The following is a 22,121-nucleotide window of genomic DNA, read 5'->3' as shown; positions in this document are numbered from 1 at the left end:
GTTCAGCTCCTCAGTTCAGCGTTCCGGCACCGTCCGGGACCTGAGTGGCCCCGGTGATCACCTTGTCGATGAAGCCATAGTCCTTCGCCTCCTGCGCCGTGAACCAGCGGTCACGGTCGAAGTCGGCAGCGATTTGCTCCTGGGTCTGTCCCGTGTGAAACGCGATGCGCTCCTGGAACATCCGCTTGGTGTAAAGCATCTGCTCGGCCTGAATGGCGATGTCGGCGGCCGTGCCACCCATCCCGCCGGACGGCTGGTGCATCATGATGCGCGCGTGCGGCAGGGCGTAGCGCTTGCCCGCGGTCCCGGCGCAGAGCAGGAACTGTCCCATCGAGGCCGCCATGCCCATGCCGACGGTGGACACGTCGTTGTCGATGAACTGCATCGTGTCGTAGATCGCCATGCCCGAGTAGACCGAGCCACCGGGTGAGTTGATCCAGAGGTGGATGTCAGCCTCGGGGTCTTCGGCGGAGAGCAGCAGCAGCTGCGCGCAGATGCGGTTGGCGACCGCATCGGTCACCTCGCTGCCGAGAAAGATGATGCGCTCACGCAGCAGGCGGTTGAAAACCGAATCGTCGAGGTTGCCACTGAGTGCTTCGCCCCGCCGCGCCATGGGGGTGGCGGGGATGTGGAGATCGGTCATGGCAGCCCTTCACAGCTGACTGTGTCGGCCGAGAGATCCGGCCGGCAGGTTGTCCGTCGTACGACCAACCTAACTGGTCGGATGCGCATCAGCTTCCCGCTCAGGCGGGTGTTCGCTGACAGCGCACCCGCCTCTGGGCGTACCCATGAAACGGCAGCGGCCACCGTGCGGCGCAAGCGCTGCACGGTGGCCGGCTGAACGGTGTTATCAGTGGTTGTGCCCGGCGTGCTCGTCCTCGCCCGCGGCCCGCAGGTCGTCGAGCGAGAGGACGTTGCCCTCGCTGTCCGACATCGAGACCTGCTCCATGACCGAGGCCAGCGCCTTGCCCCGGCGCACGTCGCCGAAGACCGAGGCCGCGGCGCCGGAGCGCACCAGCTGGTCGTAGTACTGCTGCGGCTGCATCTGGGCACGCTGCGCCCGGTGCACGATCTCGTGGCCGAACTCGTCGTCGGAGACCTGGACGTCCTCGGCGTCGGCGACGGTGTCGAGCAGCAGCTGGATCCGGACGCCCTCCTCGGCGGCCTCGGTCAGCTCCTGGTCGATCTGCTCCTCGGTCTTCTCCTCGGAGGCGAGGTAGTCCGTAAGAGTCGCGCCGATCCGCTCGAGCTGGTCGGTCATGGCCTGCTTGCGGCCCTCGACCTCGTCCTTGACGACGCCCTCGGGCGCCGGGATGTTCGCCGCCTCGACGAGCTGCTTGAGAGCCTCGTCACGGGCCGCGTAGATCTGCTCGACCTTCTTCACCTTGGTGAGACGCTCGCGCAGGTCGCCCTTGAGCTCCTCGAGGGTGTCGAACTCGCTCGCCAGCTGGGCGAACTCGTCGTCGATCTCGGGAAGCTGCTTGTCCTTGACGGTCCGCACGACGACCTTCACCTCGGCGTCCTGCCCGGCGAAGTCACCGCCCACCAGCTGCGTGGTGAAGGTGGCCTCCTCGCCGCCGGAGAGGCCGACGAGCACCTCGTCCAGACCCGGCAGCAGCTGCTTGCTGCCGACCTCGTGGGAGATGTTGGTGGCAGAGCCGCCCGGCACCTCCTCGCCGTCGACGGTGGCGTTGAGGTCGAGCTGCACGTAGTCGCCCTCGGCGGCGGGCCGTTCGACGGTCTTCAGGGTGGCGAAGCGCTCACGCAGGCCGTTGATCTGCTCGTCGATCTCGTTGTCGCCGATCTCGACGGCGGGAACCGTCACGGCGATCGTGGAGAGGTCCGGGACGGTGATCTCCGGGCGGACGTCGACCTCGGCCGTGAACTTCAGCGGCGCGTTGTCGGCGAACTCGGTGATCTCCACCTCGGGACGGCCGAGCGTCTTGACGTCATGCTCCTGCACCGCGGCGAGGATCTGCTGCGGGATCGCCTCCTGCACGGCCTCGTTGAGGACCGCACCACGGCCGACGCGCTGGTCGATCACCGCTGCGGGGATCTTGCCACGACGGAAGCCCGGGACCTGCACCTGCGCGCCGATCTCCCGGTACGCCTTTTGCAGGCTCGGCTTGAGCTCGTCGAACGGCACCTCGATGGCGAGCTTCACCCGAGTCGGGCTCAGAGTCTCGACGGTGCTCTTCACAGGCGTACTCCTTGTTGCTGCGGACAGTTGATTTCAGTCGGGGTGGCGGGATTTGAACCCACGGCCCCTCGCTCCCAAAGCGAGTGCGCTACCAAGCTGCGCCACACCCCGTGGCGTCGGCCAGTGTATGCGGTCGGCTCGCCTGCGTGTGCGCTGGAGTCACCTGCTGGGGAATCCGGTTCGCGCGGACGGCAGATGATTCAGTAGAGTGTGCCTGTGCCCCCGGGTAAAATCGGGGTCATGCGGGCGTAGCTCAATGGTAGAGCTTCAGTCTTCCAAACTGACTACGCGAGTTCGATTCTCGTCGCCCGCTCGCTTTGGGCGCCCTGTGTCTGCTGCTGAGGAACGCAGCAGACCGGGGCGCTCGCCATATCTGCCTGGGGGCCGAGCCCCCAGACCCCCACGGTGCGGACTCACTCTTTGACCTTCGGTCACTCTTTGACCTTCGGTCACTCTTTGACCTTCGGTCACTCTTGACCTTCGGTCACTCTTTGAGCATCGGTCACTCTTTGGCCTTCGGTCACTCTTTGGCCCTCGTGTACGTTGACAGGTGACTGTTTGGTCACCTAACTTTGGGTGATGACGGACGACGATCGGGTGTTCAAGGCCCTTGGTGACCCGAGCCGTCGCTTCCTGCTCGATCTCCTCTTCGCGCGTGACGGCCGCACGCAGTCCGAGCTGGAGTCCGAGTTGGAGATGACGCGGTTCGGCGTCGCCAAGCACCTCAAGGTGCTCGAGGAGGCGGGTCTCGTCGTCGTGCGCCGCTCCGGCCGGGAAAAGTTGCATTTCCTCAACCCCGTGCCGATCCGGCAGATCCACGACAGGTGGATCGACAAATACACCGAGCACCAGGTCACCGCACTGATCGATCTCAAGCGACAGCTGGAGGAAGAGCCATGAGCACGACCCAGGTTTTCCGCATCTGGATCAAGGCGACCCCGGAGAAGATCTGGACCGCCGTCACCGACCCCGAGTGGAACGCGCGCTACGGGTACGCGGCGCCCCAGTTCTACGAGTTGAAGAAGGGCGGCAAGTTCTACTCGACCGCCACCCAGGAGATGAAGGACTACTCCGCGGCCAACGGCTTCCAGATCCCGGAGACCATCATCGAGGGCGAGATTCTCGAGGTGGACGAGCCGCGCCGCCTGGTGCAGACCTGGCGGATGCTGATGGATCCGAGCACCGCGAGCGAGCCGTTCACCACGCTCACCTACGACATCGAGGACGCCGGTCCCGGTGTCTGCCGGGTCACCATCACGCACGACGTCACTGACGCGCCCGCGACCGGCACGATGATCAAGGGTGCCCCGGAGGCCGGCGCCGAGGGTGGCGGCGGCTGGGCCTGGGTGCTCAGCGACCTCAAGTCGCTGCTGGAGACCGGCAAGATCCTGGCCGGCCAATAGGCCAAGCCTGCGGTGACCGGCCTTGTCAGGGCCGGTTACCGTTCGGCCTATGACCAGCTTTTTCATCATTGCCGCGATAGCCGTGGTCGGTCTGGGAGTGTTCGTCTTCCTTCGCGACCGGCGCACCAGCAACGCCGGCGACCGCCCGGCCGGGGCCCACAAGGCGGACCGACCGCACAAAGAGACCCACGAGGCGGACTGGCTCCACAAATCGGAAGGCATCTGAGGCGCCTCCCACCGCGACTGGCAGACTGGCCGCGTGAGTGACGGGGAGTTGGAGACATACAGTCTCGTCGAGCTTGCCGTCGATCGACTGCGGCGAGACATCCTGAGCGGGCGCACCGATCCTGGTGAGCGCCTGGTCGAGGAGCAACTGACCCGCCGCCTCGGCATCAGCCGCGCCCCTCTCCGTGAGGCGATGCGCCTGCTGGCCGAGCAGGGCCTGGTCGAGCACATCCCGCGCCGCGGCGCGCGGGTCGCCACCCTCTCCGACGAGGACGTGCGGGAGCTTTACGAGGTCCGTGACGTGCTGGAACGCCACGCCGTCTCGACGATGCCACCGGCGCCGGACCTGTCCCGGCTCCGCGTCGCCCTCGACACGATCCGCAAGGCCACCGAGGCCGACGACCGCCTGGAGCTGGCGAACGCGCACCGCCGTTTCCACGCCGAGGTGGTCGCCCTGAGCGGTAACCGCCAGCTCACCGGTTTGTACGAGTCGATTTTGGTACGCATCCAGCTCTACATGGCCGTCAACATGCGCCGCGAGGCCGAGACTGCCGCTCCGGCGGACGGCGTGCAACGCCACGAGCGACTCTTCGCTGCCATCGAGTCCGATGACCACTCCGAGATCCTCGCGGTGCTGAGCACTCATGGGGCCCGTACCTATCTGAGCTGAAGATCGCTCTGGGAAATCGGCGCGTAACCGAGCACGGGGTTTTCTGAAACGAAACTGTCGACAATCGACGATGTGAGTGTTGACGGGTCGGGAGTTTGGATCAGCCGGTTCGATGATGGCGAGCTGCGGGAGCGGGCCGCCGGAATCGATCCGGGACTTCCTCTTGCGGGGCTGACGTTCGCGGTCAAGGACAACATCGACGTCGCCGGGCTGCCGACCACCGCAGCCTGCCCGGACTTCGCCTACCAGCCGGAACGCAGCGCCGCAGTGGTCACGCGCCTGGAAAAGGCCGGAGCGATCGCGGTCGGCAAGACCAATCTGGACCAGTTCGCGACCGGCCTGACCGGCGCGCGATCGCCGTACGGATCGCCGGAAAGCGTCTTCGGCGGCGGGCTGATCTCGGGCGGGTCGAGTTCCGGATCGGCTGTCGCTGTCGCGAACGGATCAGTGGATTTCGCGCTCGGCACCGACACGGCGGGCTCCGGGCGGGTGCCCGCGGCGCTCAACGGGATCTACGGCATCAAGCCCACCCGTGGCCTGCTCAGCACGCTCGGCGTGGTGCCGGCCTGCCGCTCGCTGGACTGCGTCTCGATCTTCGCGCGGGACCTGGCGACGGCGCAGCGGGTGATGCGGGTGGCGCGCGGGCCGGAGCGAGACGATCCGTGGTCCCGCGTGGAGCACAAAAAGGTGATCGATCGCCCGCGGATCGGCGTTCCGGAGAGCATCGAGGCCGACGCCGGCCAGGAGAAGGCGTTCGCCCGGTTCACCGGTGACACCACGGTGGACATCAGCCCGCTCCTGGAGGCCGGTGACCTGCTCTACCGCGGCCCGTGGGTGGCCGAGCGCCTGGCTGACCTCGGCGAGTTCGTCGACCGGCACCAAAGCAGCATCCTGCCGATCACCCGGCAGATCCTGGAGGGCGGGCACCGGTTCACCGCCGCTGACGCGTTCCGGGCTCAGCACCGGCTCCAGGAGCTGCGCGCCGCCACCGACCGGATGTGGGAACGCATCGACGTGCTGGCGCTGCCGACGATCGGGACCACGTTCACGCACGACGAGATCGCCGAGGACCCGATCGGGCACAACCTGACGCTCGGGTGGTACACCCAGTTCGCGAACCTGCTGGACCTGGCCGCGGTGACAGTGCCGAACGGGTTCACCGAGGACGGCCGGCCCGCGTCGATCACGCTGTTCGGGCCGGCGTTCAGTGACGACACCCTGATGGAACTGGCACTGACGATCCCCACCGACGACGTGATGACGCTCGCTGTCGTCGGCCTGCATCTGCGCGGCGAACCACGTAACAACGAGCTCCTGGACCGTGGCGGGCGGCTGCTGCGGACCACGCGTACCGCGTCCTGTTACCGCCTCTACCAGCTGTCGAGTGGCGCGCCGGGCCTGGTCCGGGCGACCGGGAGCGACACAGATGAAGGAGCCTCGATCGAGGTCGAGCTCTGGCAGCTGCCCGCCTCGAAGGTCGGCGGTTTTCTCGCCGGCATCCCGGCACCGCTGGCCCTGGGCCGGCTCGAGCTGGAGGACGGCGCCCAGGTCACCGGCTTTCTCTGCGAGGCGTACGCCGTGAACGGCGCACCGGACATCACCGCCAGCGGCGGCTGGCGGAACCACCGCCTGAAGGGATCTCACTCATGACCGCACGCATCGGCCCGGTCGAGGCCAACCCGTACACCTGGCCCTACGACGGCTCGGTCCCGGTGGACCGGACCGCGCTGCTCTGCATCGACTGGCAGACCGACTTCTGTGGACCCGGCGGATATGTCGACGCGATGGGGTACGACATCGAGCTGACCCGGGCCGGCCTGCCGAACACCGCGAAACTTCTCTCGCACGTCCGCGAGCTGGGAATGCTCGTCATCCACACCCGGGAGGGTCACGACGCGGACCTCTCCGACCTGCCGGCCAACAAGAAATGGCGGTCGGCCCGGATCGGGGCCGGGATCGGCGATCAGGGCCCGTGCGGACGGATCCTGATCAAGGGCGAGCCGGGCTGGGAGATCGTGCCCGAGGTCGCTCCGGCGCCGGGCGAGGTCGTGATCGACAAGCCGGGGAAGGGCGCGTTCTACGCCACCAACCTCGACCTCGTTCTGCGTACCCATGGGATCTCGCATTTGATCCTCACCGGCATCACCACTGATGTCTGCGTGCACACCACGATGCGCGAGGCGAACGACCGTGGTTACGAGTGCCTGATCCTCAGTGACTGCACCGGCGCCACGGATCCGTCCAACCACACCGCCGCATTGCACATGGTCACCATGCAGGGCGGTGTCTTCGGCTGCGTCGCCACTTCGGACGACGTGATCGCGGCGACAACAACGGAGGCATGATGCCCAGCGTCGACGCCCAACCGGGGAAATTCACCTTCGATCCGAACACCACCGCGCTGCTCGTCATCGACATGCAGCGGGACTTCCTGATGCCCGGCGGCTTCGGTGAGTCGCTGGGGAACGATGTGTCGCAATTGCGGCGGACCATCAAGCCGCTGGCAGCGCTCATGACGGCGTGGCGCGCCAACGGCCTGCCGATCATCCACACCCGCGAGGGGCACAAGCCGGATCTGTCCGACTGCCCACCGGCGAAGCTCAATCGCGGCGCGCCCAGCCAGCGCATCGGCGACCCAGGCGCCTTCGGCCGGATCCTCATCCAGGGCGAATACGGCCACGACATCATCGACGAACTCCAGCCGATCGGTGACGAGGTCGTGATCGACAAGCCCGGCAAGGGAGCCTTCTATGCGACCGATTTGTCGGAAATTCTCGAAAAATCGGGCGTGACCAGCCTCATCGTCACCGGCGTGACGACCGAGGTCTGCGTGCACACCACTGTCCGGGAAGCGAACGACCGGGGTTACGAGTGCCTGGTCCTGGCCGACTGCGTCGGTTCCTACTTCCCGGAGTTCCAGCAGGTCGGCCTCAAGATGATCGCCGCACAGGGCGGCATCTTCGGTTGGGTCGCCGAATCCCCCGCAGTGATCTCCGCCATTCAGGAGTGAAGATATGACCACCTCCACGGCACCTGCCAAGCTGCCTTACTGGGTCCGGGGTGACACCAACGCCTTTTTCGGCTTCGGCGTCAACGTCCTGGTCAACGTGCTCACCCTCACCGGCCTCTGTATCGGCGTGATCGGGCTGCCGGCCGGCGACGTCTTCGGCGTCATCCTGCCCGCGCTGGGTGTCGCCCTGGTCGCCGGCAACATCTACTACACGCACCTGGCCCGCCGCCTGGCCGCCCGGGAGAACCGCACCGATGTGACTGCTCTCCCCTACGGCCCGAGCGTCCCGCACATGTTCATCGTGATCTTCGTGATCATGCTGCCGATCTACCTGACCACGAAGAACCCGGTCCAGGCGTGGACGGCCGGCATCGCGTGGGCGTTCATCATCGGCGTGATCGTGCTGATCGGCGCGTTCGTCGGCCCGTACATCCGCAAGTACACGCCGCGCGCGGCGCTTCTCGGCACCCTGGCCGGCATCTCGATCACGTTCATCTCGATGAACCCGGCCGGGAACATGTGGAGTTACGCCTGGATCGCCCTGCCGGTCTTCGGCATGCTGCTCATCGGCCTGCTCACCGACGTGAAGCTGCCCTTCAACTTCCCGATCGGCCTGGCCGCGCTGCTGGTCGGCTCGGCGATCGGCTGGATCGGCGGCGCCATGAGCGTGCCGGACGTGACCGCTGCGGCCCGCGACATCGCGTTCGCGTTCCCGCACCTGAAGTTCGACCTGCTGCTCGACGGCCTGCAGGACATGGCGCCGCTGCTGGCGACCGCTATCCCGCTCGGCGTCTACAACTTCACCGAGGCGATGACAAACGTGGAGAGCGCCGCCACCGCCGGTGACCGCTACAACCTGCGCAGCGTGCTGCTGGCCGACGGCGCCGGCGCGGTGATCGGCTCCTGCCTGGGCTCGCCGTTCCCGCCTGCCGTCTACGTCGGTCACCCGGGCTGGAAGGCGGCCGGCGGCCGTACCGGTTACTCGATGGCGACCGGCGTGGTGATCGCGCTGCTCTGCTTCTTCGGCCTGTTCGGTCTGCTCGGAGCGATCTTCCCGACCGCCGCGATCGTGCCCATCCTGCTCTACATCGGCCTGCTGATCGGCGCGCAGGCGTTCCAGGCGACACCACGGGCGCACGCCGCAGCCGTGGTGGCCGCGCTCATCCCGAACATCGCGTCCTGGGCGACCGGGCAGATGGACAACGTGCTCTCCGCGGCCGGCACGTCGGCGGCCGAGGTCGGCAACGACGCGCTGGCCGGTGCCGGTGTCGTCTACGGGGGCCTGAAGACGCTCGGTGAAGGCGCGATCCTGGCCGGCCTGGTGCTCGGCGCGATCGTCGCCTTCATCATCGACAAGCGCTTCTGGCACGCCGCGATCTTCGCCGGAACCGGCGCGGTGCTCACCTTCATCGGCCTGATCCACGCCGAGAAGGTGCAGTGGAACGCCGACGGTCCGGTCTCGCTCGGTTACCTCTTCCTCGCCGTCGTCTGCGTCCTCTTCGCCCTCGGCAAGCCTGCCCCGCGCGAGCCCGAGCCCGGCGAGGCCGAGCTGCTGGCCGAGGAGGAGCCGGTTCCCGCCAAGTGACCCCCTGATCCGGCGCGGCCTTCCATCGGCGGGCCGCGCCGGCGAGAGGAACCTTCATGGAGAGAGATCTACCCGACGTGATCACCGAGGTCACCGCGGCGTTCGAAGCCTATGAGCGCGCCCTGGTCGCGAACGACGTCGACGCCATCCTCGGATTCTTCGCCGCCGACGCGGTCCGCTTCGGCATCGCCGACCAGCAGTTCGGCATCGAAGAACAAACCCGGTGGCGGCGAGCGCAGAGCGCTCTGCCGCCGGGCCGCTGGCTGAAGGAGACCGACATTCAGGGGTACGGGCGAAGCACCGCCGTCGTCACGACGATGTTCGGTTACCACGGCAGCGACGTGCAGGGCCGCCAGTCACAAACCTGGGTACGTCTACCGGAAGGGTGGCGAATCGTCACGGCCCACGTCTCCGAGCCGCGATGACGCTTATCCGGGCCTGGTCGGGGAATGCGGAGGTCACGTTCCCCATCACAGGAGGCACCTCGTGGACCCACGTGACCAGTACCCGAAGCCGGAGTACGACGGCGGCGACCTGACACCGCCGGGGCTCACCTCGCAAATGCCCGACCGGCCCGATCACGGCGAGGAGACCTACCGGGGCAGCGGCCGCCTGACCGGCCGGAAAGCGGTCATCACGGGTGGTGACTCCGGCATCGGCCGGGCCGTGGCGATCGCGTACGCCCGGGAGGGCGCCGACGTGCTCATCTCGTACCTGCCCGAGGAGGAGCCGGACGCGCGGGAGACCGCGGCCTGGATCGAGAAGGCCGGCCGGAAAGCGGTGACCGTGCCGGGCGACATCCGCGACGAGGCGCACTGCCGGGCGATCATCGACCGCGCCGTCACCGATCTCGGTGGCCTGGACATCCTGGTGAACAACGCCGCGTACCAGATGGCCCAGCCCGGTGGGATCGCCGACATCACCGACGAGCAGTTCGACCGGGTCATGAAGACCAACCTGTACGCGATGTTCTGGCTCTGCCGGGCAGCCGTGCCGCACCTGCGCCCCGGTGCCACGATCATCAACACGGCGTCGGTTCAGGCGTACCTGTCGTCGAGCGCGCTCGTCGATTACGCCACCACCAAGGGTGGCATCGTGGCGTTCACCAAGGCGCTCGCCGAGGACCTGGCGGACAAGGGTGTGCGGGTCAACGCGGTCGCGCCCGGCCCGATCTGGACTCCGCTGATCCCGTCCACCATGCCCGAGGAGAAGGTGAAGTCGTTCGGCGGCGACACCCCGCTCGGCCGCGCCGGCCAGCCCGCCGAACTGGCCGCCGCGTACGTCTATTTCGCCAGCACCGAGTCGAGTTACACCACCGGCGAGGTGCTCGGTGTGACCGGGGGCAAGCCGGTCAGCTAGTTGGTGAAGACTCCGGTGACCCAGTTGACAGCGGTCATCACCCACTCGGTCTGCTGCAGGTGGGCCAGGCCGACGCCGATCAGGAAGACACCGGTGGCCATGTGGGCGCCGCGGGCGGTGTGCCGCTGACGGCCGAGCTGGCGTTCCAGCACCAGCCGGCCAACGAGGCGGGCCAGCGCGAACACACCCGCGGCGACCACCAGCGACGTCACGAAGACGATGATCGGAGTGAGCATCGAGCCGTCCGACGAGAGCACCCAGATGCCCCAGGAGACGAACGCGAAGATCAGCGGCGCGTTGCTCCACTCGCTGCCCCGGCGCAGCCGGCGGATGTGCCAGCTCAGCGGCTGCCGTTCCGGGCCCTGACCGGTCTCCTGCGGCCAGCCGGTGCCGGTCGGCTCGTGCTCCGCCGTGTATTGCTCGGTGCGCTGGGTGACCCGGGCCCGGCCGCGACTGAACGGCGAGGCCTCCGGAGCCGCCGGATGCGCACCGTGCGGGCCGAACGGCGGCACCGACGGGTTCTGCACCTGGGTGTGCGGGGCGGGCGACTGCGGCGACTCAGGGCGCTGCACCCGGGTGCGCTGATCAGGATGCTGGGCTTGGGTGTGCGGGGCCGGGGTGTGCGGGGCCGGGGTGTGTGGGGCCTGGGTGTGCTGGGATGAATGGGACACGGGCGTGGTCGGCGCCTCGGCCCACGGGTCCTGCGGCGGCATGTCGAGCGTCCGCTCGGACCACTGCGGTTGCTCCGGCATTGTTCCCCTCTCAACTCCCGGTCGGCGACCGGCGTCAGTTCGAGAGTAACGAGCCAACAAATCGGTCGCCCTGGCCCACGCCAGTCCGTTACACACATGCCATGGACGAAGAGCTTTCGGTACGCCCCGCGACCCCTGCCGATTTCACCGCGATCTGCGATCTGCTGGGGACCGTGTTTCACGAGGAGGTCCTCCCCGACCTGGAGGCCGAGGTCTACGAGACCGAGCGTTCGCTGGTCGCGGATGACCACGGCACGGTGGTCGGGCACGCCGACGCTTTCACCCGTGATCTCACTGTTCCGGGCGCTGTGGTCCCGGCCGCGCACGTCTCCGGGGTCGGCGTGCTGCCCACCCATCGGCGGCGCGGGATCCTGACCCGGCTGATGCACCGGCAGTTGCGCGAGATCGCCGAGGCGGGGCGGGAGCCGCTCGCGGTGCTCTGGGCCAGCGAGACCAAGATCTACCCCAGGTTCGGGTACGGTCCGGCGAGCAACCGACTCGTGCTGTCGATCATGAATCGTGAGGTTCGTCTCCCGGCGCCACCGGCCGTTCCGAGCGGTCACCTGCGGATGGGCGATCCGAAAGATCTGCTCGCCGACATCAGCAAGGTCTTCGAGCAGCTGCGGCCGTCCCAGGTCGGCTGGGCGAGCCGGGACGACCGCTGGTGGCGGTTCGTGCTGAGCGACCTCAAGGAGAAGCGGGACGGCGCCACCCAGCTGCGTGCCGTGGTGCACGAGGGGCCGGGCGGCCCGACCGGTTACGCGCTGTGGCGGGTCAAGGACCAGTGGACCGGTCACGGGCCGGACAGCGAGGTGCGGGTCCGCGAGGTGGCGGCCGCCGACCCGGAGACGTACCAGGCCCTCTGGCGGTTCCTCCTCGGCATCGACCTGAGCCGCCGGGTGAACTACTCGCTGGGCGCGCTCGACGAACCCCTGCAATACCTGGTCGACGAGCCACGGCGGCTCGCGCCGAGAGTCTCCGACGGCCTCTGGATCCGCCTGGTCGACCTGCCGGCCGCGCTGGCCGCCCGCCGATACCTGACCGACGTCGATGTGGTGCTCGAAGTGACCGACCCGATCCTGGAGCAGAACTCCGGCCGCTGGCGTCTGATCGGCGGCCCGGACGGCGCGGTGTGTACGCGTACCACCGAGCCGGCCGACCTGGCCTGCTCGGTGACCGACCTCGGGGCGGCGTACCTGGGTTCGGCATCGCTGTCCACGCTCGCGGCGGCCGGGCGGGTACGCCAGCTGACCGGTAACGATCCGGCGACCGCGTTCCGCTGGCATCGGCAGCCGAGTCCGACCGAAATCTTCTGAGGTGGCGGCGGCAGCGGTACCGTCGGCGGCATGGGTCAGCCCGAACGCCGCCGCCGTCGCGTACGCCCCCCGTCGGGGTCGGCCGCGCAAGCGGCCGACGCTCCGCCCGCCGAGACGGCCGACGAGGTACCGCCCGTCCCGAGGACCGGGCCGATCCCAGGCCCGCCCCCGGCCCCGAGCGCACCCCCGGCTCCCCCGGTCGTCAGCGCTCCCCCGGTGCCGGGGCCGCCACCACAGCAGCCACAGCCGGGGCCGCCACCACAGCAACCACAGCCGGGGCCGCCACCACAGCAACCACAGCCGGGGCCGCCACCGGGAGTCGAGGTGAGTGCTCCGAGAGCTCGCGCCACCTTCCCCCGTCGTCCGGCTCAGGGTCAGGGCAACGGCGGGCCGCCCGACGAGCGGGAGTCCGAGCGCGGGCTGCGCGGCCTGGTCGGCTCCGGGTCGTCGCAGGTCAGCGTGGGTGCTGCGCTGCGTGCCCGTGATGCTTCACGGGCGGGCGACGAGGAGATCGCCGCCGCCGAGCGCGACCTCGTGATCGTCCGCCGCAACTGGCTGCCCCGTGAGGAACTCCCCCGCCGCTGAAAAAACCGATCCGGCCGGTTCTCACCGCTGACTCTTGGAGACTTATGGCTGCGGAGCGGGCTGTGCTCGCCGAAAGCTTGCATGCCGGAATCGGATGAAGACGGATTTATCCGGCCTCGACGGGAATACTGGACGGTTCCGAACAGCTTCCCGCCCGCCAGAACGGCTTCCCGCCCGCCAGAACAGGGCCCACGACCGGACGACCACACGACCACACGACCACACGACCGGGCCTAGCGTGTCGACTTACGGTCCAGTGTGTTGATTTGGGGTGCGATCCGCACCCAATGCCGACACACGCACGACGAAACGGCTGCCTGTGTCGACTTCGGGTTCGAATCGCACCCCAAATCAACACGCGGCGAGGCTGCGGTGGAGCCGCCCTGCGGAGCGTGGCGGTTTGCGGTTCACCGGCGACCTGTTCCGTCGCTCTGCGTGTCGTACCCGCCGGGCATCACGGCCGATCTTGGAAACTGGCAGAGCCTGGAGGCACCACCAAGCCCTCATATCGTGGCTGGTGTACGGCCGGGCGACGCGGGCGGCCGTACACCAGCCACGTAATCGCAGCCCCAAAACAGGTCTCAGCTACGGCTCGCCGGCGCGCCACCCATGCCGACGTCGAGGTCGCCTCCCCCCGGCACGCGGCATCCTCAATTGACCAGCAGGGTCAGCAGTGGAAGCCAGCCGGATGAGATGGCGGTCAGCTGGTGGGTAGCGACGGCAGGACGCGGTCCTTCTCGTACGACGCGAGCTGGTCGATCCGGCGGGCGTGCCGGGCGTCGCCGGAGAACGGCGTGGCGATGAACGCCTCGACGAACGCTGTCGCCTCGTCGAGGGTGTGCTGCCGGGCGCCGATGGCGATCACGTTGCTGTCGTTGTGCTGGCGGGCCAGCTGGGCGATCTCGGCTTTCCACACCAGCGCGGAACGCACGCCGGGCACCTTGTTCGCCGCGATCTGCTCGCCGTTTCCGGAGCCGCCGATCACGATGCCGAGCGAGCCCGGGTCGGCCACCACCTTGGCGCCGGTGTGGAAGCAGAACACCGGATAGTCGTCCTCGGGGTCGTAAGCGTGCGGTCCGACGTCGACCACGTCATGCCCCTGCTTGATCAGGTGGTTGACGAGGTGACCCTTCAGCTCGAAGCCGGCGTGGTCGGATCCCAGGTAAAGACGCATATCGGAAGTCTTTCAGAAGGTGAGGGCAGCGCGCAGGGAGGATGCCACCTGATCCGCCGCTGCCCTGGCGGCGTCGATGGTGGCGAGTTTGCGGGCGAAGCCGTGGTTCACGCCCATGTACCGGGTGTGCACCACCGGGACGCCGGCGGCGATCAGCGCGTCGGCGTAGTCGGCGCCCTCGTCGCGCAGCGCGTCGTACTCCGCCGTGATGATCAGGGAGGATGGCATTCCGGACAGGTCGGCCACCGCGAGCGGGGCCACGTCCGGCGAGAAGCGCAGCGCCGGGTCCGGCACGAACGTCTCCCAGGCCAGCTTCATCGACGCGCGGTCCAGGCCGTACTCACCCACCTCGTCGTACGACTCGGCGGAGGTGAGCGGGTCGAGGGCCGGGTAGACCAGCACCTGGTAGTCGAGCGGGGTGGCCGCGTCGCGCTGCCGGCGTGCGGTGACAGTGGCGAGCTGACCGCCGGCGCTGTCCCCGCCGATTGCCAGCCGTGACGAGTCCAGGCCCAGGTCGGACCCGGACTTGCGCAGGTACCCCAGAACGGTCTCGGCGTCCTGGAGAGCGGCCGGGAAGACGTGCTCCGGCGCCAGGCGGTACTCGACCGAGACCACGGCACAGCCGGACCGCTCGGCGACCCGGCGGCAGAACCGGTCCACGGTCTCGATGCTGCCGTAACACCAGCCGCCGCCGTGCAGGTAGACCAGGACCGGCGCGCCGATCTTGGTGGCGTACAGCCGGCAGGGCACGCCGTCGGCGTCGAAGTCGGCGACCACCGGCAGCGGCAGCGCCGGCCCGGTCTCCGCCTCGTTCGACTCCTCCATGGCGGCGCGCGCCGCGAGCAGTTGCGTGTACGGGTCCGCGGCCAGCTCTTCGGCCGAGGGCCGCCGCCGCAGAGCCGCGGCGGCGGTGACCTGGGGGTGGAGCATCCGGCTAGCCCAACTGTGCGAGAACGAGACCGCCACGGGCCTTGGGGGTGAACCAGGTGCTCTTGCGCGGAAGCTTGAGCCGTTCCAGGTTCACCTCCACGAAGTCGTCGACGGTCACCGGCGCGATCAGCACGGCAAGCTCGGCGCGGCCGTTGTCGACCTCGCCGCGCAGCCACTCGACCGGGTAATCGCCGCCGATGTACGCGATCCGCTTGTCACCCGGGTCCAGGCCCAGCGCGTCACGAAGCAGCACGCGCTCGACCAAGGCGTGGTCCAGGTTCTCCACAGATGTTCCGGACTTGTCCTCAGGAAGCCCGACCGCGAACGAGCGGCCTCCCGCGTACATCTCGATCGTGCCCTTGGCGGGCAATTGCGCGACGCGCGGCAGCTCGGTGACCGTCGCGCCTGCCTCGCGCAGGCGGCCCAGCAGATCGTCGAGCGCTGCGGGAAGCTCGCTGACCAGGCGGTTGTAAGGCTGGATCGCGACCGACGCGGGCGTGGTCACGACGGCCAGGAAGCGCGGGATGCCACCGGTCTGCGCGGCCAGGCTGCGGTGGTTGCCGTCAGCGACCACCAGCTCGCCGCCTCCGGCCAGAGCCAGCAGCCGGTCCTGAAGCTCGCCCGGACCGACCTGCCAGATGGCGTGGGTGCGGCCGGTTCCGTCCAGGTCGGTCGCGTCGGGCTCGCCCGCCGCGTCAACCGCGTCGGCGAGGGCTGCGTGCAGCTCCTCACCCTTTCCGGTCTGTAGAAGGAGTACGGGTGACAGCAGGGTGCCGATCGCGTCAGCGAGAGCGACACGCTCGCGCACCTTCGCGATGAACACGTCCTCGTTGCGGATCACCAGGCCCGGCTCGTCGGCGTTCGTCGAGATCTGCCCGGTCTCGACAGTGCTCCACAGGCCGTAGGCGGGCGCTTCGCCCGGACCGGTGATGCGGTACAGCACCACCACGTCCTCGGCGGCGCGGTACTTCCCCTCGGCCTTCGCGCGCTCCAGGCGGACGACGGCGTCCGGGAGGGAGTCGGTGAAGGACTTGCCGAGCGACTCGGGAGCCAGGTGCGGCATCTCGACGCCCAGAGAACTGGAGGCGTTGGCCTTGATGATCTCGGTGATTTCGGCGTCGTCGGCGAACTCGTCATAATTCTGGGCCCCGGTACCGCCATTGGTGATCCAGGCCCGGCTGATCGGGTGCACGACCGTCATGGGGGCAACTTACCCGGAGTGCCTGCCCAGCCCACCAACCGGCATCTGCTGGGGTGACCTGGTCGACGTCGATGCGAGAGGCGCGGTCGTGACGATCACCGGGGGCGCGATCAGGCCTGCGACATCCGGGGGCAGATCAGCCCAAACGCCGCGCTGGACGCCGATCGTCGACATGGCGAACGATTCACTGTCGGGCATTTCCCTGCCTCCGCGCTGAACGAGGTGATGTACACCTCATCCAACGACCGGGTGACGTCCGGGAGTCGAACTTTTGCCCGAACGCCACCCAATGGCAACCAAATCAGTCGAAGATCGGGCCCAGGTCGCGGCTGCGCTTCAACTCGTAGAAGCCGGGCGTGCCGGCGACAAGCACGACGCCGTCCCACAGCTTGCCGGCCGCCTCACCCTTCGGCGCCGGCGTGATGACCGGTCCGAAGAAGGCGACGGTCTCGCCCGGGTTCGGGCCCGGCGCGTGGATCACCGGGGTGCCGACGTCCGTGCCGACCGGCTTCATGCCGGCGTTGTGACTCGCCCGCAACGCTTCGTCGCGGCTGTCGGTGTGCGCCGCGGCGGCGAGTTCCGGGTCGAGGCCGGCCTCGGTCAGCGCCTCGGTGAAGAGCTTGTCGTCCAGCTCGTACTTCTGGAGATGAATCCGGGTGCCGAGCGCGGTGTAGAGGTCACGCAGCACCTGGGGGCCGGCCGCCTCGGCGGCCGCGATGCAGACACGAACCGGGCCCCAGCCCTTGCGCATCAGCTCCTGGTACTGCTCGGGAAGATCGCGGCCCTCGTTGAGGACCGCCAGGCTCATCACGTTGAACCGGATGTCGAGTGGACGGACCTTCTCCACCTCCAGCAGCCAGCGGGAGGTGATCCAGGCCCACGGGCAGAGGGGGTCGAACCACATGTCGACGGTGGCGCGTTCTGTCATGAGTTCGATGATCCTCCCTTCTGGGTGACCGGTCGGGGTGAGTTCGGTCGCCGTCGACGCATAGGCTTCAAGAAACGAACAAAAGTCAGCTCGAAGCTCGAAGGAGAGTGCACGTGGCCGGTGTTCACAACCTGACCCAGGTCGAGGCTGCGGAGCGTAGTCGTTTGCTCGAGGTGACCGGGTATGACATCACCCTTGACCTGACCGACGGGCACGGCAACCCCGGCTCTGACACGTTCCGGTCCACCACAGTGATCACATTCAAGTGCGCCGAGCCAGGCGCGAACACGTTCATCGAGGCAGCGGCCTCGACGATCCACTCCGCGACGCTGAACGGCGCCGACGTCGACCTCAGTGCCTGGAGCGCGGAGAAGGGCCTCGCCCTGTCCGGTCTGGCCGCCGAGAACACCCTGGTCGTCGACGGCGACTACGGATATTCGGCGAGCGGACAGGGCCTGCAGCGCAGCCTCGACCCGGTCGACTCCGAGATCTACCTCTACAGCCAGTTCGAGACCGCGGACGCGCAGCGCACCTACGCCTGCTTCGACCAGCCCGACCTGAAGAGCGTTTTCACCTGGCGTGCCACCGTGCCGGCGCACTGGAAGGTCATCTCGAACATGCCGGTCGAGTCCGAGGAGGAGGCCGGCCCGGGCGCCAAGAAGATCCACTTCGCCACGTCGCCGCGGATGAGCACGTACATCACGGCGATCTGCGCGGGGCCGTACCACGAGGTGCGTGACTCGCACGACGGCATCGAGCTCGGCGTCTTCTGCCGCGCGTCGATGGCGCAGTACCTGGACGCCGACGACCTGTTCCTGGTCACGAAGCAGGGCTTCGACTTCTTCCACGAGCAGTTCGGTGTGCGGTACCCGCTGCCGAAGTACGACCAGCTGTGGGTGCCGGACTTCAACGCCGGCGCGATGGAGAACTTCGGCTGCGTCACGCACGCCGAGGCGCACTACATCTTCCGCTCGCAGGTCACCGACTACGAGTACGAGCAGCGCGCCAACACGATCCTGCACGAGCTCGCCCACATGTGGTTCGGCGACCTGGTGACGATGCGCTGGTGGAACGACCTGTGGCTGAACGAGTCGTTCGCCGAGTGGGCGAGCCACTGGTGCAACACCGAGGCCACCCGGTTCGCCGACGCGTGGTCGACGTTCCTGTCGATCCGCAAGTCCTGGGGTTACCGCCAGGACCAGCTCTCCTCGACCCACCCGGTCTACTGCGAGATGCCGGACCTGGAAGCGGTCGAGGTCAACTTCGACGGCATCACGTACGCCAAGGGCGCCAGCGTCATCAAGCAGCTGGTCGCGTACGTCGGGCTGGACCCGTTCCTCACCGGTCTGCGGGCGTACTTCGCCAAGCACGCCTGGGGCAACGCGACCTTCGACGACCTGCTCACCGAGCTCGAGGCGGCGTCCGGCCGGGAACTGCGCAAGTTCGCCGCGCAGTGGCTGGAGACCGCTCAGGTCAACACGCTGCGCCCGGTCGTCGAGGTGGACGCGGCCGGCAACTACACCAGCGTGGTGGTCAAGCAGGAAGCGCCGGTGGACTACCCGACCCTGCGTACGCACCGGATCGGCATCGGCCTGTACGACCTCGACGGTGACCGGCTGGTGCGGCGCGATCTCATCGAGGCGGACGTGGCCGGTGAGCGTACCGAGATCGCCGCGCTGGCCGGGGTTAAGGCGCCGGACCTGCTGCTGGTCAACGACGAGGACCTCACGTACTCGAAGCTGCGGCTGGACGAGCGCTCGCTCGCCACGCTCGTCGGGCACATCGCCGGGTTCGACTCGGCGCTGCCGCGTGCGCTGTGCTGGGCGGCCGCCTGGGACATGCTGCGTGACGCCGAGCTGGCGGCCCGCGATTACGTGGCCCTGGTCGTGGCGGGGCTGCCGGCCGAGACCGACATCAACCTCACCACGGCCACGCTGCGGCAGGCCGGCATGGCGCTGACCAGCTTCGCCGACCCCGAGTGGAACCCGACCGGCTGGAACCTGCTGGCCGGCCTGGCGCAGACGCAGCTCGCGGCGGCCGAGCCGGGCAGTGGCTGGCAGCTCACCTGGGCGCGGGCGTTCATCACCGCCGCGCGTACGCCCGAGCAGGCGGCCGTGCTGCGCGCCTGGCTCAGCGGCGAGTCCCGTCCGGACGGCCTGATCGTCGACACCGAGCTGCGCTGGAGCCTGCTGCAGGGCCTCGCCGCGCTCGGCGCCGCGTCGCCCGAGGAGATCGAGCAGGAGCTGGCCGGCGACCTCACGGCGAGCGGCGAGCGGGAGGCGGCGATTGCCCACGCGCTCGTGCCGACGCCGGAGAACAAGGCCCGTGTCTGGGCCGAGCTCACCGGTCCGCAGCTGCCGAACTGGAAGAACCGGTCGCTGCTGCAGGGCTTCCAGAGCACCCGGCAGGTGGCGCTCACGGAACCGTTCGCGGCCAAGTTCTTCGACGTGGTCGGTGACGTGTGGGCCCGCTCGGACAGCGAGCCGGCTCAGGAGTTCGCCACTTTGGCGTACCCGGCGTACCAGATCAGCGACGAGACGGTGGCGCTCACCACCGCCTGGCTTGAGCGTGAGGGTCAGCCGGCGTCGCTGCGCCGGCTGGTGGCCGAGGGCCGGGACGGCATCGAGCGGGCGCTGAAGGCCCGCGCGAAGGACCGTTCGGCCTAGTTTCCCCAAGATGACGCCCCCGCTTCGCAAGGTCGGAGCGGGGGCGTTTCACATGGCACGAGTTACGCCCCGATAACCCGCCGGAAACAACTCTGTGTGAGTAAGCTTGCACTCCCGGCGATGGAGGTGGCCCGTGACGATGCTGAGCCAGGGTGCTCCGATGCGGTGGAACGCGCCGGACGGCCGCTGGACCGAGCCGGATCTGCATCTGTTTCCACAGGACGGCCATCGGTACGAGATCGTCGACGGAAGCCTGCACGTCACCCCACCGGCCGACGACCGGCACGCCGCCGTGGTCGCTTCCCTCGTCGAGGCGCTGCGAGCAGCGGCGCCGGAGGGCTGGTGGGTGTGCGACCGGAGCGGCATCGACACCGGGTCGAGCAACGTTGTCCCCGACGTCACCGTGCTGCGGCCGCGTTCGGCCGGCCGGATCTGGGCCAACCCGGCGGACGTGGCGCTTGTGGTCGAGGTGGAGTCCGAGGAGACCCGGCGGTTCGACCGGCTGCTCAAACCCGCTGTGTACGCGGCCGCCGGCATCCCCGGGTTCTGGCGGGTGGAACCGGGTCCGGTGCTGCACACGTTCCTGCTGGACGGCGAGGGTTACCGGGCCGTTGACAGCATCGAGGGCGCCGACCACGTTCGGCTCGACGCCCCGTACCCGATCCGGGTGAAACCGTCCGGATGGATCTAGCTCTTCAGTAACGACCCGCGTGCGAGGCGAGCTGGTCGATGCCGATCAGCAGGCCGCCCGCGAGGTCGCCGCCCGCGAACGACGCGGCCATCGACAGGCCGGCCAGTTTCGCGTCCCGGTCCGAGATGCGGTGCCGCGCGTCCGAGCCGGTGACGATCTCCAGCTTGCGCTGGTTCGGTGAGACCGCGATCAGCACTGAGCGCTGCGGTGTCCGGGTCCGGCGGTGCAGGTCCTCGGCCGTCTCGCGCGAGGGATCGCCGAGTTCGCCGAGGAAGATGCTGAAGTTCAGCCCGGTCGCCTGGTCGGCGATCCGGAGCGCCTCGTCGAGACGCAGCAGCTGCCGGGTCGTGAAGGGACCGTCGGCGGGCTGCTCGACCTGGGTCAGCTCACCACTTGTCACTTGCGCCTCCTGTCGGGCCGGGCCGGACCGGAGCGCCGGAGCTGTCCTCGATGACGAGCCCGTGCTTCTCCGCGGTGCCGGAAATGGCCGGCGCGGCCGTTTTCTCCGGCGCGGCGCTGAACCACATCGCCGGGAAATCGAAGGTCTGGCCCGGGCGGTATCGACGGGAGGGCTTGGCTCGATCAGAGTTGCTGAAGACGAGCGTCGCCACCGTGCCGATGACCGCGGCCGGAATGATCACAAAGACCAGAACGGTGCTGATTACTGACAACTGAACGCCCCCAGGCGCCGGTGTTACCACTTATTCCGAACATCAATCACGGTAGCGGAGCGCGACTCGTGTCGGACCGTCGGGTCTCGAACCGGGGTCTCACGCCGTCGGGATCTACGCGGAATGTGCTCCGGGGTGCGAAAATCACCCTCACGCGCCGTCCGCGTCGTATCCGCCGCGGAGGGCAAAGGAGGGGGGATTTCATGCGCCTGTCCATCCCCGCCGCTGTCGCGGTGGCTCTGGTTCTGTCCGGCACGCCCGCCCAGGCCTCTGCGGCCGTCTTCGTGGAACTCAACCCGAGTACGGTCCCGGCCGGCGACGACATCTCCCTACGCGCGTCCTGCGACGACAACCTCAAGCCGGCCACCGTTACCGCCGAGCCGATCGGCGAGGTGACCGTCCAGCCCGAGTTCGGCTTCCTCACCGCGACCGTCCGGGTCCCGGAAGACACCGAGCCGGGCGACTACCCGGTGGCCCTGCGCTGCCCGGACAACGGCGGCGCCGCGACCGCCACCCTGCACGTCGTGGAGAAGGTCGAGCCGTCACGCGGACCGGCCACCGGCGGCGGTGGCACCGCGCCGGGCTCCACCGCGTCGATATTCATCGGCGGCGGGCTGGCCGCGATAGCCGCTGGCCTGGCGCTCGCCGTCGTGTCCCTGCGCCGCCGCCGAATGGGCTGAGGCCACCGTGGCGAGTCAGGACCGGGCGCCCGGAGGTTCCCGGGTGCCTGGGGGTTCCCGGGTGCCTGGGGGTTC

25 protein-coding genes and 2 tRNA genes are annotated in these 22,121 nt (G+C 68.6%); 16 read left to right on the top strand and 11 right to left on the bottom strand.

Annotated elements, in window-relative coordinates:
* Positions 1-10: 10 nt before the first annotated feature.
* The 3 genes from ACQP2E_RS05780 to ACQP2E_RS05770 all read right to left on the bottom strand — a co-directional run bounded on the left by ACQP2E_RS05780 (position 11) and on the right by ACQP2E_RS05770 (position 2,311).
* Positions 11-643, bottom strand: a complete 633-nt coding sequence (locus ACQP2E_RS05780; protein WP_111648064.1) for a ClpP family protease — start codon at positions 641-643, stop codon at positions 11-13.
* Between the two features lie 207 nt (positions 644-850).
* Complete coding sequence (tig, locus tag ACQP2E_RS05775; RefSeq protein WP_433828830.1) at positions 851-2,200, bottom strand: trigger factor; 1,350 nt, start codon at positions 2,198-2,200, stop codon at positions 851-853.
* 37 nt (positions 2,201-2,237) lie between these two features.
* Positions 2,238-2,311 (bottom strand) — tRNA-Pro (locus ACQP2E_RS05770).
* Between the two features lie 131 nt (positions 2,312-2,442).
* On the opposite strand from ACQP2E_RS05770, the gene ACQP2E_RS05765 reads away from it, so the two are divergent.
* From ACQP2E_RS05765 to ACQP2E_RS05715, 11 genes are all read left to right on the top strand, one after another.
* A tRNA-Gly gene (locus ACQP2E_RS05765) sits at positions 2,443-2,513 on the top strand.
* Between the two features lie 266 nt (positions 2,514-2,779).
* Positions 2,780-3,100, top strand: coding sequence for an ArsR/SmtB family transcription factor (locus ACQP2E_RS05760; protein WP_433828829.1), 321 nt, complete (start codon positions 2,780-2,782; stop codon positions 3,098-3,100).
* Entirely contained in the window at positions 3,097-3,603 is a 507-nt protein-coding gene (locus ACQP2E_RS05755; RefSeq protein ID WP_433828828.1) for an SRPBCC domain-containing protein, read from the top strand. Before ACQP2E_RS05760 ends, ACQP2E_RS05755 begins: the two co-directional genes overlap by 4 nt.
* A 49-nt stretch (positions 3,604-3,652) precedes the next feature.
* The gene (locus tag ACQP2E_RS05750) at positions 3,653-3,829 is read left to right on the top strand and encodes a hypothetical protein (RefSeq protein WP_433828827.1); all 177 of its coding nucleotides are present in this window, start codon (positions 3,653-3,655) and stop codon (positions 3,827-3,829) included.
* Between the two features lie 33 nt (positions 3,830-3,862).
* Entirely contained in the window at positions 3,863-4,498 is a 636-nt protein-coding gene (locus tag ACQP2E_RS05745) for a GntR family transcriptional regulator (protein WP_433828826.1), read from the top strand.
* 72 nt (positions 4,499-4,570) lie between these two features.
* Entirely contained in the window at positions 4,571-6,148 is a 1,578-nt protein-coding gene (locus ACQP2E_RS05740) for an allophanate hydrolase (RefSeq protein WP_433828825.1), read from the top strand.
* Positions 6,145-6,843: a biuret amidohydrolase gene (gene biuH, locus ACQP2E_RS05735; protein WP_433828824.1), complete on the top strand. Its 699-nt coding sequence runs from the start codon at positions 6,145-6,147 to the stop codon at positions 6,841-6,843. The genes ACQP2E_RS05740 and biuH overlap by 4 nt, the downstream gene beginning before the upstream one ends.
* Positions 6,843-7,508: a cysteine hydrolase family protein gene (locus ACQP2E_RS05730; RefSeq protein WP_433828823.1), complete on the top strand. Its 666-nt coding sequence runs from the start codon at positions 6,843-6,845 to the stop codon at positions 7,506-7,508. Before biuH ends, ACQP2E_RS05730 begins: the two co-directional genes overlap by 1 nt.
* Positions 7,509-7,512: 4 nt before the next feature.
* Positions 7,513-9,093 carry a regulator gene (locus ACQP2E_RS05725; protein WP_433828822.1) on the top strand — a complete coding sequence of 527 codons (1,581 nt, stop codon included), beginning with the start codon at positions 7,513-7,515 and terminating at the stop codon, positions 9,091-9,093.
* 56 nt (positions 9,094-9,149) lie between these two features.
* The gene (locus ACQP2E_RS05720) at positions 9,150-9,518 is read left to right on the top strand and encodes an AtzH-like domain-containing protein (protein ID WP_433828821.1); all 369 of its coding nucleotides are present in this window, start codon (positions 9,150-9,152) and stop codon (positions 9,516-9,518) included.
* Positions 9,519-9,579: 61 nt separating this feature from the next.
* Positions 9,580-10,452 carry an SDR family oxidoreductase gene (locus tag ACQP2E_RS05715; RefSeq protein ID WP_433828820.1) on the top strand — a complete coding sequence of 291 codons (873 nt, stop codon included), beginning with the start codon at positions 9,580-9,582 and terminating at the stop codon, positions 10,450-10,452.
* On the opposite strand, the gene ACQP2E_RS05710 is transcribed toward ACQP2E_RS05715, so the two are convergent.
* Complete coding sequence (locus ACQP2E_RS05710) at positions 10,449-11,204, bottom strand: DNA-directed RNA polymerase II (RefSeq protein ID WP_433828819.1); 756 nt, start codon at positions 11,202-11,204, stop codon at positions 10,449-10,451. The genes ACQP2E_RS05715 and ACQP2E_RS05710 overlap by 4 nt on opposite strands.
* A 101-nt stretch (positions 11,205-11,305) precedes the next feature.
* Between ACQP2E_RS05710 and ACQP2E_RS05705 the strand changes: the two genes are divergently transcribed.
* Positions 11,306-12,520 (top strand): GNAT family N-acetyltransferase, encoded by a 1,215-nt coding sequence (locus ACQP2E_RS05705; RefSeq protein ID WP_433828818.1) that lies wholly within the window; start codon positions 11,306-11,308, stop codon positions 12,518-12,520.
* Positions 12,521-12,844: 324 nt separating this feature from the next.
* Positions 12,845-13,105, top strand: coding sequence for a hypothetical protein (locus ACQP2E_RS05700; protein WP_433828817.1), 261 nt, complete (start codon positions 12,845-12,847; stop codon positions 13,103-13,105).
* 700 nt (positions 13,106-13,805) lie between these two features.
* Here ACQP2E_RS05700 and ACQP2E_RS05695 read toward each other — a convergent pair.
* The 5 genes from ACQP2E_RS05695 to ACQP2E_RS05675 form a co-directional block, all read right to left on the bottom strand.
* Positions 13,806-14,279 (bottom strand): ribose-5-phosphate isomerase, encoded by a 474-nt coding sequence (locus tag ACQP2E_RS05695; RefSeq protein WP_433828816.1) that lies wholly within the window; start codon positions 14,277-14,279, stop codon positions 13,806-13,808.
* Positions 14,280-14,291: 12 nt separating this feature from the next.
* Positions 14,292-15,209, bottom strand: a complete 918-nt coding sequence (locus ACQP2E_RS05690) for an alpha/beta hydrolase (protein ID WP_433828815.1) — start codon at positions 15,207-15,209, stop codon at positions 14,292-14,294.
* Between the two features lie 4 nt (positions 15,210-15,213).
* Entirely contained in the window at positions 15,214-16,410 is a 1,197-nt protein-coding gene (locus ACQP2E_RS05685) for a DUF1015 family protein (RefSeq protein ID WP_433828814.1), read from the bottom strand.
* 9 nt (positions 16,411-16,419) lie between these two features.
* Complete coding sequence (locus ACQP2E_RS05680) at positions 16,420-16,608, bottom strand: hypothetical protein (protein WP_433828813.1); 189 nt, start codon at positions 16,606-16,608, stop codon at positions 16,420-16,422.
* 103 nt (positions 16,609-16,711) lie between these two features.
* Complete coding sequence (locus ACQP2E_RS05675) at positions 16,712-17,338, bottom strand: mycothiol-dependent nitroreductase Rv2466c family protein (RefSeq protein WP_433828812.1); 627 nt, start codon at positions 17,336-17,338, stop codon at positions 16,712-16,714.
* Between the two features lie 113 nt (positions 17,339-17,451).
* Here ACQP2E_RS05675 and pepN point away from each other — a divergent pair, with 113 nt between their 5' ends.
* Positions 17,452-20,004 carry an aminopeptidase N gene (gene pepN, locus ACQP2E_RS05670; RefSeq protein WP_433828811.1) on the top strand — a complete coding sequence of 851 codons (2,553 nt, stop codon included), beginning with the start codon at positions 17,452-17,454 and terminating at the stop codon, positions 20,002-20,004.
* 139 nt (positions 20,005-20,143) lie between these two features.
* Positions 20,144-20,695 (top strand): Uma2 family endonuclease, encoded by a 552-nt coding sequence (locus ACQP2E_RS05665; protein WP_433833782.1) that lies wholly within the window; start codon positions 20,144-20,146, stop codon positions 20,693-20,695.
* A 4-nt stretch (positions 20,696-20,699) separates the two neighbouring features.
* Here ACQP2E_RS05665 and ACQP2E_RS05660 read toward each other — a convergent pair whose 3' ends face one another.
* Both ACQP2E_RS05660 and ctaJ read right to left on the bottom strand, forming a co-directional pair.
* Positions 20,700-21,095 carry a DUF5130 family protein gene (locus ACQP2E_RS05660; RefSeq protein WP_433828810.1) on the bottom strand — a complete coding sequence of 132 codons (396 nt, stop codon included), beginning with the start codon at positions 21,093-21,095 and terminating at the stop codon, positions 20,700-20,702.
* The gene (gene ctaJ, locus ACQP2E_RS05655; protein ID WP_433828809.1) at positions 21,082-21,366 is read right to left on the bottom strand and encodes an aa3-type cytochrome oxidase subunit CtaJ; all 285 of its coding nucleotides are present in this window, start codon (positions 21,364-21,366) and stop codon (positions 21,082-21,084) included. Before ctaJ ends, ACQP2E_RS05660 begins: the two co-directional genes overlap by 14 nt.
* Before the next feature lie 203 nt (positions 21,367-21,569).
* On the opposite strand from ctaJ, the gene ACQP2E_RS05650 reads away from it, so the two are divergent.
* The gene (locus tag ACQP2E_RS05650; RefSeq protein ID WP_433828808.1) at positions 21,570-22,046 is read left to right on the top strand and encodes a hypothetical protein; all 477 of its coding nucleotides are present in this window, start codon (positions 21,570-21,572) and stop codon (positions 22,044-22,046) included.
* The last annotated feature ends 75 nt before the right edge of the window (positions 22,047-22,121 follow it).

The sequence above is a fragment of the Actinoplanes sp. CA-015351 genome, assembly GCF_050955685.1.
Classification (GTDB): Bacteria; Actinomycetota; Actinomycetes; order Mycobacteriales; family Micromonosporaceae; genus Actinoplanes.
Note: the sequence above shows the minus strand (reverse complement) of the source record. Positions and strands in the feature narration are given on the sequence as shown.